We start from the raw sequence: 12,045 nt of genomic DNA, 5'->3' as shown, positions 1-12,045 counted from the left end.
ACATATCCTAGAAGATTAATGGGTTTTAAACTCAAAAAAAATAGTTCCTCAAAATCTTTAAAAGAGGTCTTCAGCCGACTGATCGACACAGAACCATTCATAAATACAGCATAACACAGGCTTATTCAAACAATATAATACTTAATTGTTATCGTGCTATAACTTGCGGGAATGAGGAAAGTTACGGCTTTTTTTAGTTGACAAGTAGGATTTTAACCAATTATAGTTTCTAATTAATACACATAGGAATAGTGTGAATTGAATTGCACCAGCTTCAACTCAAACCTCAAAAAAGTATCAATCAAAGGAGAATCTAAACAATGAGCAATTCAATCAGGAAAATCAAGCTCGGACTTTTCATCCAAGCTGCAGGGCATCATGTAGGCGGATGGCGTCATCCTGATGCACAAGCCGGGGGCGAGAATTTACCTCTGCTGCAGCATATTGCGCAAACTGCGGAGCGTGGAAAATTCGACCTGCTGTTCCTTGGAGACGGATTGGGCACATCGCCTAACGCTGCTCCATCCGTTGTCGCGCGGTTTGAGCCCTTCACCTTACTGGGCTTTTTGTCAGCGGTCACCAAGCATATCGGGCTTGCCGCAACCTCCTCAACGACTTACGGCGAACCGTTTCATATGGCTCGTGCCTTTGCCTCGCTGGACCATTTGAGCGGAGGAAGGGCCGCCTGGAATGTCGTGACAACTTCGTCTGCGGAAACTGCACTGAATTTCAGCAAAGACAGCCATCCAGATCATTCATCCCGCTACGAGAAGGCTAAGGAATTTGTGGAAGTTGTTAAGGGACTGTGGGATAGCTGGGAAGACGGGGCTTTCATCCACGACAAGGAATCCGGGGTATTTTTTGATAAAACAAAGCTTCACTACTTGGATCATAAAGGACCGAATTACTCAATTAGAGGACCGTTGAACGTGTCCAGACCTCCTCAAGGCTATCCCGTGCTTATTCAGGCCGGATCGTCCAATACGGGTCAAGATGTCGGAGCGGAAATTGCCGATATTATATTTACTGCACAACAATCATTAGAGGATGCACAATCCTTCTATGCCGGAATCAAAAGCAAATTAGCACAGCACGGAAAGTCTCCGGAACATTTCTTCATCATGCCTGGCCTGATGCCTATTATCGGAAAAACAGAGCAGGAAGCAAGAGATAAGTTTGACCAATTATCGAGTTGGGTTGATCTTTCCGTCGGTCTGGATGCGTTATCTGCTCGCCTCGGACAAGACGTATCCAAATTCCCGCTAGATGAGCTTCTTCCAGAGCTGCCGGAAACGGATGGCGCCAAAAGCCGATCACATCTGCTCACAGCATTAGCCAGACGCGAGCAATTAACGGTTCGCCAGTTGGCCTATCGGGTCGCAGGCTCGCGTGGACACGGCGTTATTCTCGGCACCCCCTCCCAAATAGCCGACCATATGGAAGAATGGTTTGCTGGTAAAGCCGCCGATGGCTTTAATATCATGCCGCCCTACTTCCCTTGCGGACTCGACGATTTTGTTGAGCTTGTAGTTCCAGAGCTGCAGCGCAGAGGTTTATTCCGAACTGAATATGAGGGTCGCACGCTTCGCGAAAACTTAGGGTTACCTCGTCCGAAGAGCCGATATGCCCGTGTATAACGAATAACATATAGCCCGGTGATACCAAGGTCAACTGCCTTGGTATCACCGGGCTTATCTTGTGTTGTATGTACAACAACTTAATGATTGTACTTAATGCGCGGATCAAGAAATCCATACGCAATATCGGTTGCAAGGTTAATCAAAATAACCATTAAGGCTATAACAAACACAGCCGCCTGTACTATCGCCATATCATGGGAGTTGATTGCCTGGACAATGAGCTGCCCCATACCGGGCCAGGAGAAGACCGTTTCTGTTACCAAAGCTCCACCGACCAGATTTGTTAATTGAAGCGCAGTAATTGTAACAACCGGAATAAGTGCATTGCGAAGTGCATGCTTATTAATAACGGCAGATTCCCATAGCCCTTTGCTTCTCGCCGTCCGGATATAATCTTGTCCGAGAATTTCCAGCATGCTGGATCGGACCAATCGGGTCATTTCAGCTGCTACACCCATTCCTAAAGTAAGAGCCGGAAGCACTAAGTGCCCAAAAGTACCACGACCGGAAACCGGAACCAGACCCAGGTTAACGGAAACCAACAAAATCAACATAATGCCTACCCAAAAATTGGGCATCGCCTTACCCAAAACCGAGATGCCGGATATTAAAATATCTCCTGCCGTATTGCGTTTAACCGCAGACCAAATGCCAAAAGGAACCGCAATACAGCAAGCAACAACCATAGACGCAGCTGCCAGCTCAAAGCTTGCCGGCAGTCGTTCCAGCACAATGGGGAGCGCTGCTTCTCTGTAACGGAAGGATGTGCCGAAATCGCCCTGCAGCAAATGTGACATGTAGCGATAATATTGAACATACAACGGCTGATCCAATCCGAGGGCTGCCGAAAGAATCCGCCTGTCCTCTTCACTTGCCGTATCCGAAAGCATTAAAGCAACCGGATCTCCCGTGACATGAACCAAAATAAATACGATCAAAGAAATAATATAAAGTACCGGAATGATCTGCAAAAACGATTTATACAAATACTTACTCATTGATCTCCGTCCTTTAAACTGTTACCGCACATACCCATAAGCGGCTAAGGAATCTTTGCGGCTATGCTTCCTGGGTGACAGCGCTTGATGTGTGAACAACCTCTCCAGCTATATTCTGCGGATTAAGCAGTAAATTGTAAATCGGGCATACTCGCTCAACTGCTTCATGCAGCGCTGCGATAGTCTCTGCAGATTCATTGGAAACAATATGCAGCTTGTAATGAATGTTATAGGGAATGAATGGAATCTCCTCAAAGCCTTCTTGCCCGCCGAGCGGATGCTGCTGACCGAATACTTCAACCTCAAGTGACTCCAATGATACGTCTCGCTTGGCGGCTTGAATCAATGTAATGTGGGTTAAGCAGCTTCCCAATACACCAAGCTGAAGCTCCGGAGATGTAGGTCCAAGACTGTAGCCTGCAAAATTTTCCGGGCTGTCGCTGATGATCTGGTAGTCGCGGATGCGAATTTCACGAACTCCGCTTCTTCCAGCAGCACGGACTTTCGCTGAAAAATGGTTAGGCTTAGGATCTGCTTTCGCCTGTTCTTGCAGCGCAATAGCCGCAGCTTTTTTTTGAGCTAAATACTCGTTCAATGTAGTCATGTTTAACTCTCCTCTTTAATTCTTATTTTACCTACCTATTTAATTGGTTTTGAAGTATAAGAACACGCTCTAATCTGTGCATTCGCCCTGTTCTATACCCTTCATTGTTTCTAAATATAGCATAATCCTTATTTCTGATACAGTATTGTTATTTCATCATATTATAACTTTTCAGAATGAATCCTGATGCGATGGATCTTGAACCTCCTTTGTCTCGAAAGGAAAGACCGGATCATTTAATTCTATTATGGTGCATGTATTCGACGCTGCTGCTTTTTGCTTTAAAAAATCAAGAAACGTTTGACTGGCTTTGGACAAATAGGTGTTGCGCTTTTTGCACACTACCAACTGGACCGGAATCGGCGGATAGATCGGAACAGTGCTCATCTTGCTGTTCGAGATAGTAACCATCCTCAGGAGCATAGTAACGCCTACGCCTTCAGCAACAAGGGATTTGATAATCGACAGTTGATTGGTGGTAAAGGTTACATTCATTTCAAGCTCCGCTTTCTTGCTGACTTCAATAAGAAGCTTTTTCTGAAAGCAGTCATTCTTAAAAAATATTAGCGGCTCGCTTAATAGCTCATGCAGAGTCACTACTTCTTTATCCGCAAGAGGATGGTCAGCCGAAAAACATGCAACCATATAATCGTTAAGCAAAGGTATCACTTCAACTTCTGTCTCAATCGGATTGGCGGAAATGATGCCGAAATCAATCTCCTTGCGTTCTATCCATGTACGAATTTGTTTGGTTCCTTCTTCCACAACACTAATATTAAGCGAAGGATAGCTGCGCTTGAACTCTTTGATGATCGGTAGAAAATAGGCACTGCCAAACATGGAGGGCAATCCGATTCGAATTTCCCCCCTCTGTAGCTCGCGCATTTCTTCCATCACACGTCGTGCATCCTCCATTTTACCTAGTATGTCATTAGCATAATCGAACAGTACTTTGCCTTCCTGAGTCAGAATCGCGGATTTCTCTGATCTGTCAAAGAGCAGCAATTGAAGCTCATCCTCCAGCTTTTGAATCGTCTTGCTTATAGCAGGCTGAGCAACCAATAATTTTTCTGAAGCCTTGGTGAAGCTGGATGCTGAAGCAACCTCTGCGAAATAATGTAATTTTCTGCTGTCCATAAGATCCACCCTTTTCCTTGTCTCCGAGGGAGTTATTTTTCATTTTCTGATAAAACAAGCCCGTAACGGCGATTGACCAAATCAATTTCTTCCAACGACATAAGAACCCTGCCTTTTCCTCGAACTGTAATCAGATGTAACAGAATATCGACTACAAACAAGCTGGCAATATGGGAATTGGCGAACGAGTAGGACATTCCTTGAACTAACAGTGCAACAGCCGCTTGCTTCGCAAGAGGACTGATTAAGGAGTCTGTAATTGTAATTTGATTGACCCCCCGTTCATATGCAAGTTCAGATGCCAGTATAGTATGCTTACCGTAGGTTGGAAGTCCAATCGTTATTAAAAGATCTGTACTATATAAGGAGCGAACACTATCAAATAACTCATCCGTTCCAGAACCAATCAAGATTGTATTCGTAAATATTTCATTTAAATGTACGGCTAGTACGGTTGCCGGTCCTCTGGCGTTTCGGCTTCCGACTACAGCAATTCGGTTCGAGCTCATGATGAGTTCTATAGCCTTTTCAAACGAATCCGACGAATTACTTAGTTGGGTGGCCTGCAGATTTTTCACAGTCAAATCAAATATTTTCTGTGCTATTCCCGAGCAGCCATTTTCTTTCGATATGAGAACATCAGTATTCACTTCCCCCAAGGTTTTGACAGCGGTCAAACGATTCTGCAATATGGCTTGCAGGGCATTCTGCAAATCGGGAAAGCCTGAATATCCGACATCCTGTGCGAACCGAACTACAACAGACTCGCTAACACCAACTCTTTGAGCAACCCTCGATGCTGTAAGAAATGATACATCCTGCCAATTTTCCAAAATGTAATGACCGACGCTTTTCTTCGCTTCGCTCAGATTGGATAGTGAAGCTTGAATTCTTCCAAACAAGGTTCCAGAATCAGACAAAATGAAGCTCCTCTCCTATAAGCAACAATTTTTTTCACTTCGACAATAAATATTCTTGCTTTTTACTTCATGATTCAGTAATTCCTAACACTATCCATAATTCCAGAAACATTACCACTACTGAAGATAAAAAAAAGACACAACTAGAACTCATCGAATAATGAGGTAAAAGTTGTATCTTCAATTTGAATGATAGATACTTATAATTCCTATTGGACTAGTGGGTATATATAGATTATCATTTCATTTTCATACGGTCAAACAAATAACAAACGGAATCTCTTATCTCCGCATCGCTCGCTGTCTGATTTTAAAGATAAGGTAAACGATCAATGGAATAACGGGAAAATAAGTGAAATCCCATGTCACCCAATAAGGATTCATTGAATCGAAATAAACAACGTTAGGCGCGATCACTAAAGCGTAGCTGAAGGTCAATGTCCCGAATGGTATTGTAAGATAGCGGTAGTCTTGAATTTGCAGCAGTTCAGCTATCCCTTTAATGAATCCATACCCGTAGATAACCATGCGAAAATAGGTACATAACAGCCAGCTGATGGCAAGGATAGCCTCCACTCTCTCCAAAAAATGACCGATTCCGATTTTCTTGGCTAACGTATAGGTTGAATACATCTGATGCTCCGTGAGATAGGCACCCAACACAAGCAAGGACATTAAAACAATAGCAAAAATGGCTATCCCTCCGATCACAGAGGCGAGGATGAAATCCTTTCGCAAATGCTCATTTGCCTTAACATTAGGCAGAATCATCCACATTACGAATAGCTCCGTGAAAGGAAAAGCAATGAAAAATAGTGAGCCATGTACTAGCGTGGGAATGTCGTGCTCCAGCACAGGTGTTAATCGATCCAGCTTGGCTTCGGGAATGAGAAGCAAAATAACCGCAATAAACATGATTGCAAAAACAAGAATCAACACCTCTGCGGTTCTCGCAATCGACTCCAGCCCACTGCGAATGGCCACAACCAGCATAATTACCATTAATATACAAATGATTCTCATCGGTGTTTCCGTCATCATCTGTGTTGTAACAAAGTCGCCGATTTCTCGAACTTGAGTAGCAGCGTCATGAAACATGATAATCATATAAAATAGGGACACAGCACCGCCTACCCATGTCCCCAGTACTTGTTTATGAATCTGTACGAGATTCAATCCAGGGAAGCACTGACTGAATTCAAATATGAGCCAGGCAAAGAGAAGTCCTAGCACGAGACCTATTAAGCCGGAAATCCAGGCATCCTGATGAGCAATTGCTGCCATGTTTGAAGGAAGGAAAAGCAGCATATCACCAATAACGAAAAAAATAATAAGGACTGACATCTGCTTGGTGCTGATCCGTTCCATCTTCAAGTACTTTCAACCTCCTCCTGGAAACATAGCGGCAAACCAATCATTGACAGGCTTATAGATCCATACCAGCAGCTGAAAGGGACTCGGAAGCTTAATATTGATGCCTGTTATGATGCAGAGAGCCATCCCTATAACCAACATAACCCCGTAAACTGCCGCTTCCCTCCCCTGTCTCTGTTTGATTAGCTTAGGAAGCTCCACGGCAGCAGCCAGAACGGAAACAGCAAGCACTAAACCTGTAACCATAACGAACATAGGCTGCTACTCCTTGATATTGTTTTGAAATGAATTGTTAGTTGTTCCCGTTCTTCGAATGGTTACATTGATATCATAATTGACCTTTAACCGAGGAAATCTTTCCTTCCATTCTCCTTTCAGTTTTTTCCAAACCTTGGGATCCTTTTTGTAAACTGCCTGTCCAAACCCAAAAACATCCACATTATACTTGGATTTGACCTTATTTATCGTATGTTGGAGTAAATTTCTCAGTTTTTTTTCCGCTTCGTGCTCCAGCCATACAATTGTATCGGGCTCCGTAATATCGATTTTACATTCAACTTCTCCTATGTTGGATTCGATAACAACACCAATAAGAATAAGAGGCTCACCGTTATCAAAGCTTACTTTCATTTTGGTATCCGAGCGGAGCGTCTCAAGTGCAAGAACTCCACCGTCCGGACACTTTATATGACCTGCAGTGCTTTTGACGTTGTTTCTTATGTAATTATAGCCCTTACTCTCGTCCTCATTCAGCCAGCCGATTAGCTTGTCTTTATCGAATATCGCAAGGCCCGCTGATTGCAGTAATCCTGCATTCTCGATTTTATCTACATTTGATTTACTATCCCCAGTCGACAGGTTGCCTAACACTTCTACTCCAGGCAAGACCAGGTTCAAGCCGCTGGTTACCAATTGAAGAATCGCCTGATCCATTGTAACAGTTGTTGTCGGGGCCCAGTTCTTGGAGGATGTATCCAGAGAGTAAAACAAATTATTTGCAGGTATTTTCTCCAGGGAGGTCATTACCTTCAGTACCTCTTCAGCCTTTATTCCCCTTGAAACTATCACATAATAATCCGTCCTTGCCTCGGGATTGCGAGACAGCAAGTCTAATATCTTCCCGATTCCTTCTTGGGCAAGCGACTCACCAATCACTAGGACTCGGGTATGCGCTGAATAAATTTTTCTGGGGCTTGTCTCAGTCAGCTTCCGGAAAGCTTCAAAAATGGTCGGCGCACTTGCTTTATACAAGGTCACTGGTGATCTGCCAGTGGTCAGCCTCGATGAAACCTCCCCAGGCACGACAACCTGTACAGCCAATTGATATTGATCGCCAATCTTATCAATAGCCATTCCCATCTGGATTCCAAGCTCATTTAACTCCCTGCGATTCCAACAACCGGTTAAAAGCGTCAGCAGCAGAAGCCAAGCACAAAGTTGGAAGCCTAATTTCAATGCTGAAGCACTCCTTCTTATCAAGTCTTGGGCTTGGGTGTCTTCGGCTGCCGCCAAAGGTTTTCCTTAGCTGTGGACATAGGCCTAGTTGTCATGAGTGGCCATGGAAGCCGAAATAAGGTGTCCTTCTGGTCCTTTCCATGAAAAGGAGAAAGTGAACTTAAGAACGGAACACCGAATGAACGCAGACAAGATAAATGGATGATCAGCAATAGAAGCCCTACCATAATTCCGATTAATCCGAAGGAAGCCGCCAAACCCATTAGAATGAATCGAATCATACGGATGGAGATGGACATGCCCGCAGCAGGAATGACAAAGCTGGAAATCGCCGTAATGGCCACAATAATGACCATGACTGCGGATACTATTCCAGCTTCAACCGCAGATTGACCGATGACCAGCGTACCTACAATCGAAACAGCTTGTCCTACGGTTTTAGGCATGCGAACGCCGGCTTCCCTTAGGATTTCAAACGTAACTTCCATCATAAGAGCCTCAATGAATGCGGGGAAAGGGACGCCTTCACGTTGTGCCGCCAAATTAATAAGCAGATTGGTAGGCAGCATCTCTTGATGAAAGGTAGTTACCGCAATATAGAGCGATGGAGAAAGCATAGTAATAAAAAAGGCCATAAACCGCATGAGCCGCAGAAGTGAGCTCACGTCAGCCCGTTGATAGTAGTCTTCGGCGGATTGGAAAAACTGAACGAACAATGCTGGCACTAGTAGGACGAACGGAGTTCCGTCGACGATAATCGCCACCTTGCCCTCCAGCAATCCGGCTGCAATCGTATCCGGTCGCTCGGAGTTGTACACCGTCGGAAAAGGTGTCCATGTCTTATCCTGAATAAACTCCTCGATGTAACCGCTCTCCAGTATGCTATCTATATTTATTTTATCCAGCCGACTGAATACTTCCTGCACCAAGCTTTCATCAGCTATCTGCCTCATATACATGACCGCGACATTCGTCTTGGTGACCGTGCCGATTTGACGTCCCTCTAGCCAAAGCTGAGGATCTTTAATTTTCCGGCGAATAAGAGCAGTATTGGTGCGAATATTTTCCGTAAAGGCCTCCATTGGGCCGCGGATAACCGTTTGCGTAGTTGGTTCTCCGACGTTGCGGTCCTCCCAGCCGGCAGCACCGATATGCAAGCCACCGGCATGGCCTTCTGCAAGCAGTACTACGTCCCCGGAGAGCAGGCTGTTAAATAGGCAGCTCATCTCCTTCAATTGACCGATATCGCCTATCGATAGCACTTCTTCTTTGAAAAAATCCAGTAGATTTGCAGGTGTTGAATAACTGGGGAGGCTGCTGCTATACTTGTCGCCGTTTAATAAAGAAGCAATAATCGATTGATTCAATACATGTGTATCCACCAAACCATCGATATACACCAAAGCGATGTCTGTCGTACCATAGGTCATCTCTTTTACGACCAGATCCTGGCTCCTGCCGAATCTGTCTTGAATTTCTTCAATATTCAGGTCAAGCCTTGCAGCCAATACATGCTGCTCAGAGGCTGTAGATTCTTCCCTCACGGACTTGTCCCCCTACTCGTTGACCCATCGATGTTATAATATTATCCAAAGCAAGAAAGATTATACGGAAATGGTAACAATCTCAATAAATAAGCAGTGGATCGAATATATGACGTTCGATGGTGAATCATCGATGGCCGACCTACGAAAAGCAAATGGCAGAGAAAGGTATTGGGAGTTGGCTTATTTCGGCATAGGCAACGAAAACTGGGGTTGCGACAGCCGAATGAGGGGCAGGCTGTCGACTTTGACGAGAGCGGATGGTTCGTCATTATGAAGGCGGCGTAGAAGGGGCAGCAATTATTTAAACATCACTATTTGCTGTTATGTGCTTGTATTCTCTCTATAAACTGCCGGATGTCGACTTTGCTAACAGGTTGACCCGTTCCCATGGGGCCAGCTGCCCGTTGAATCAACTCGAGACCATCGATCGCAGCACCTGCACACCTTGGAATAAGATGGATATGCAGATGTCTGACAACCTCTCCCACTGTCAACGTGTATACCCTTTCAGCCTGAATTTCCTGATAGAGCATATTTTCCAACTGTGAAATAATCTCGGGAAGCTCTCTTTTTTCATCGGATGTTAATTTATGCCACGATTCAACATGCCTCTTCGGTTCAACATACAAATAACCAACCAATTGCTTTTCTACAGGAGCATGGTATATCACATAATGGCCTTTCTCCATAACGAAATACGGATCGCTGCTTTGTTCCTTCATGCAAATTTTGCAATTAATCATAAGTACCGCCTTTTCCTTTAATTTTTCCGGGGCTGACACCAATATATTTTTTGAACAGCTTGCTGAAGTAAGCCTCATCCTTGATTCCTACTCGCTCTGCCGCTTCATAGACCTTCAAGTTTCGTTTCATAATCAGTTCCCTGGCTTTTTCCATCTTGGTTCGATTTACAAAATTAATAAAGCTATCGCCCATTTCTTTTTTGAAAATGTAGGAAAAATAGCTTCTGCTCATGTTCGAAAATTTGGCTGCATCCTCAAGTGAAATATTTTGTTCAATATTGTCGTAAACATATCTCTTGACGCTCATGATTTCAGGTCTTGCCGCCTCCCCCTTGATGGAAAGCATAGATTGAATGAACCCGGCGATGAATTCCTCTACGTACCCTTTGATGTCATGCAGCGTTTCTGCGTCCAGGATCATTTCCGTCCACTTCATGTTCGAATCGTTGTATGCCGGAGGCATCTGCTCCTCGTAAGGCTTGAATACTTTCATGAAAATATACAGCACATTTAATATCGCCATCTTTACCCTCATCGGATGATGAATCCCATTGGACAAAATCATGTTAAAAAAACGATCGATGACAATCTTCACTCCGTCATAGTCATTAGCGTGAATATATTCAATTAATAACTTTTCTTCCTCTAAACCGAAAATAATTTCTTTATCGATGAACTCGGTCATACTATCGGCAAAAATAATACACTCTCTCCCTTGATAGAAACGATATCCGGAAACGTGTTTTGCTTTACTGTAGAGTGCAGGAACATCCTTCAGGCTATTGGTCTTTCCGGAAACCGCAAAAGAAACGGTGATATTCAAATAGCGCTTGAGAGAATGATTCATTTTCCGGTAAAATTCAGTCATCACTTGATGATTTGATGCTGCATGGACTGATGTATCCAGTAATATCAAATAATCCCCGTCGTCCAATTCGGCAAACTCGGCTTTCGTAAATTCGCTAAGCCCTTCCTTCAAAATATTAAGAAACGAAGAGCTTAACAAATGACTGTCTCGCAATCTGCTTTTGGTCGGAGCATTGAAGTAGTCGTCAATGGTGCAGTAAATGACAAGAAACTGAACAAATCCCGGCTGAACCTGCATAACCGACGCTTCTTTTTGAAAATCGGAATAAGCTATGGAGCCGCTCACTAATTTCTTGTACAAGCCGTTTTTTATGACCTGCTTATTCGCTCTTAACACCGATTCAAAATTGATTTTCTCTTCATTTTGCACCCTTTCCTTTTCCACTTGCACCTTGGCTTTGAGCAGTACCTCCAGAAGACCATCGGGCTGCATAGAGAGCTTCAATATATAATCCTCGGCTCCAAGTCTCATCGCCTTTTTGACGGCATCCATCTCATTATGACAGCTTAAAACGATGACTTTGATATGCGGATAAAGGGTCGAAAGTTGTCCAATCAGCTCCAGGCCATCCATATTCGGCATTAATATATCGGTAAGCACGATATCAGGACGAGTCTTCTCAATCAGCTCCAATGCCTGTATTCCATCCTCCGCTTGTCCGACAAATTCAAAGTCGTACCTTTCCCATTCGATACATGACTTTATTCCTATTCGGACTAAAGCTTCATCGTCCACTATAATGACTTTTAGCATTGGATT

General features: G+C 44.0%; 12 protein-coding genes. 2 read left to right on the top strand and 10 right to left on the bottom strand.

Features of this window, described 5'->3' with window-relative positions; all coding sequences use genetic code 11:
* The first annotated feature begins 320 nt into the window (after positions 1–320).
* On the top strand, positions 321–1,637 hold the full coding sequence (locus ACFQ0C_RS30530) for an LLM class flavin-dependent oxidoreductase (protein ID WP_379372429.1): 1,317 nt from the start codon (positions 321–323) through the stop codon (positions 1,635–1,637).
* An 80-nt stretch (positions 1,638–1,717) separates the two neighbouring features.
* On the opposite strand, the gene ACFQ0C_RS30525 is transcribed toward ACFQ0C_RS30530, so the two are convergent.
* The 8 genes from ACFQ0C_RS30525 to ACFQ0C_RS30490 form a co-directional block, all read right to left on the bottom strand.
* The gene (locus ACFQ0C_RS30525; protein WP_379372427.1) at positions 1,718–2,638 is read right to left on the bottom strand and encodes an ABC transporter permease; all 921 of its coding nucleotides are present in this window, start codon (positions 2,636–2,638) and stop codon (positions 1,718–1,720) included.
* A gap of 61 nt (positions 2,639–2,699) precedes the next feature.
* Positions 2,700–3,242 carry an OsmC family protein gene (locus tag ACFQ0C_RS30520; protein WP_379372425.1) on the bottom strand — a complete coding sequence of 181 codons (543 nt, stop codon included), beginning with the start codon at positions 3,240–3,242 and terminating at the stop codon, positions 2,700–2,702.
* A 171-nt stretch (positions 3,243–3,413) separates the two neighbouring features.
* Positions 3,414–4,379, bottom strand: a complete 966-nt coding sequence (locus tag ACFQ0C_RS30515; RefSeq protein WP_379372423.1) for a LysR family transcriptional regulator — start codon at positions 4,377–4,379, stop codon at positions 3,414–3,416.
* Between the two features lie 32 nt (positions 4,380–4,411).
* On the bottom strand, positions 4,412–5,299 hold the full coding sequence (locus ACFQ0C_RS30510) for a MurR/RpiR family transcriptional regulator (protein ID WP_379372421.1): 888 nt from the start codon (positions 5,297–5,299) through the stop codon (positions 4,412–4,414).
* A gap of 282 nt (positions 5,300–5,581) precedes the next feature.
* Positions 5,582–6,667, bottom strand: a complete 1,086-nt coding sequence (locus tag ACFQ0C_RS30505) for a GerAB/ArcD/ProY family transporter (RefSeq protein WP_379372835.1) — start codon at positions 6,665–6,667, stop codon at positions 5,582–5,584.
* A gap of 12 nt (positions 6,668–6,679) precedes the next feature.
* A complete protein-coding gene (locus ACFQ0C_RS30500) occupies positions 6,680–6,928 on the bottom strand; it encodes a hypothetical protein (protein ID WP_379372419.1) in 249 nt (82 codons plus the stop codon).
* A 6-nt stretch (positions 6,929–6,934) separates the two neighbouring features.
* A complete protein-coding gene (locus ACFQ0C_RS30495) occupies positions 6,935–8,128 on the bottom strand; it encodes a Ger(x)C family spore germination protein (RefSeq protein WP_379372417.1) in 1,194 nt (397 codons plus the stop codon).
* Positions 8,129–8,148: 20 nt separating this feature from the next.
* Positions 8,149–9,672 (bottom strand): spore germination protein, encoded by a 1,524-nt coding sequence (locus ACFQ0C_RS30490; RefSeq protein WP_379372415.1) that lies wholly within the window; start codon positions 9,670–9,672, stop codon positions 8,149–8,151.
* Between the two features lie 70 nt (positions 9,673–9,742).
* Here ACFQ0C_RS30490 and ACFQ0C_RS30485 point away from each other — a divergent pair, with 70 nt between their 5' ends.
* Entirely contained in the window at positions 9,743–9,949 is a 207-nt protein-coding gene (locus ACFQ0C_RS30485) for a hypothetical protein (RefSeq protein WP_379372853.1), read from the top strand.
* Positions 9,950–9,986: 37 nt separating this feature from the next.
* Here ACFQ0C_RS30485 and ACFQ0C_RS30480 read toward each other — a convergent pair whose 3' ends face one another.
* Both ACFQ0C_RS30480 and ACFQ0C_RS30475 read right to left on the bottom strand, forming a co-directional pair.
* Complete coding sequence (locus ACFQ0C_RS30480) at positions 9,987–10,418, bottom strand: HIT family protein (RefSeq protein WP_379372413.1); 432 nt, start codon at positions 10,416–10,418, stop codon at positions 9,987–9,989.
* The gene (locus ACFQ0C_RS30475; protein ID WP_379372411.1) at positions 10,411–12,039 is read right to left on the bottom strand and encodes a response regulator transcription factor; all 1,629 of its coding nucleotides are present in this window, start codon (positions 12,037–12,039) and stop codon (positions 10,411–10,413) included. The genes ACFQ0C_RS30480 and ACFQ0C_RS30475 overlap by 8 nt, the downstream gene beginning before the upstream one ends.
* Positions 12,040–12,045: the final 6 nt, after the last annotated feature.

Origin of the sequence: Paenibacillus sp. GCM10027630 (assembly GCF_042676305.1) — a bacterium.
In the GTDB taxonomy this organism is placed as follows: Bacteria; Bacillota; Bacilli; order Paenibacillales; family NBRC-103111; genus Paenibacillus_S.
Note: the sequence above shows the minus strand (reverse complement) of the source record. Positions and strands in the feature narration are given on the sequence as shown.